Source organism: Streptomyces sp. PH10-H1 (assembly GCF_030063355.1).
In the GTDB taxonomy this organism is placed as follows: Bacteria; Actinomycetota; Actinomycetes; order Streptomycetales; family Streptomycetaceae; genus Actinacidiphila.
On sequence record NZ_JASISZ010000212.1, the window covers coordinates 1 to 1,250 of the forward strand.

Genomic DNA, 1,250 nt, shown 5'->3' on the forward strand with positions numbered 1-1,250 from the left:
TGTGGCTGCTTCTTCTCGACCGGCTCGACCTCGAACAGCCCATCCCCACCACTCATACCGACATCATCCCGCATGAATGATCACGAACCACAGGCGGGTTGCCAGTTACTGACCCACGCTCCTAGCCGGTCCTGCCGCAGCTGTTCCCGCCGGCTCTTCCTGGCGGGAACAGCCCGCAGTTCCCCCCACTGCCACGCCGCGGCCTGGACGCGGTGTGGCAGCGGATCCCCCACGATCCGGTTGGCCGGCTCCGTGGCGCGGCGCACGGGCACGTCACAGCAGTACGAAGAGCACGGTTGCTGACATCGGCCGTGGACAGCGGGGTCGCTCTGCCGAACGAGTGAACTGCGCGGAGGTCCCTCGGCAGAAACGCCGGGGTGGGGCAGCCGGGGGTCCAGAAGCGGGCTCCGGCGGATCGCCCTGTGCGCCCGCTACCGACCTTCTTCCTTCGCCTTGCGGCTGCGGTAGGTGCGCATGGCAACTTGGGCTCCGCATCGGTTCGGGTGCAGTAGGCCGCGGAGGAGTTGCGGGTGCGGTCGTAGAACCCGAGGTGGCACGGCGGGTTCCGGCATGCCTTGAGTCGCATCCAGGAGCCGCGCAGGGCGACCTCGGACGCTGCGGCCAGCATGTGCGCGAGCGCGCCCGGTACCCCGTTCTGGGTGGGCGCGAGGTGCACGCCGGACGCGGTGATGACGGGAGCCAGGGGGTACAGCTCAGACGCCCTGGCTGCCGAGCTTGCCCCTCTGGATATCAAACTCACCCTGATCGAACCGGGCTACATGGGAACAGGATTCCTCTCCCACCTCGTCCTCGCCGAAGCCGCGCCCGACTACGACCGGAGGGTGCGCGCCGTCCAGAGCTCGGCGAGCTGCCCACTGAAGCGTTCATCGATCCCGCTCGAGTCGCCGCGGCCGTCTTCACCGCCGTCGACGCCAAGCAGCCGCCCCTGCGACTCGCCCTCGGACGTACCGCGGAGCGGGACTTGCGCGCCGCTCTCACCGCGCGCCTGCGCGAGCTGGACGAGTGGGCTGACGTCACCCGTGGCGTGGACAGCACTTCCCAGGGCTCCTGACCAACCGGGAAACGCCGTGGCCGGGCTGCCGGGGTCCAGAACGGAATCCAGCAGCCCGGTGTCCTGTCGTAGTGCAGCTGACAGATCGTGGGCCGCTGACCTGCTGGGTTGCCATGTCGTTTGAGAACGCCGCGGGCCGGTGTTCTCAAACGACATGGCTTTCAGGGAAGCGCGCTGG

The 1,250-nt window shown here is 68.7% G+C and carries 2 protein-coding genes; both read right to left on the reverse strand.

All coding sequences use genetic code 11. The annotated features are described in order from the left end of the window. Positions 1–121 precede the first annotated feature (121 nt). Entirely contained in the window at positions 122–628 is a 507-nt protein-coding gene (locus tag QMK24_RS42200) for a CGNR zinc finger domain-containing protein (RefSeq protein ID WP_502962725.1), read from the reverse strand. A gap of 201 nt (positions 629–829) precedes the next feature. Beyond that, a partial coding sequence (locus QMK24_RS41250) for a hypothetical protein (protein ID WP_283472051.1) occupies positions 830–1,250 on the reverse strand: 421 nt, incomplete at its 5' end.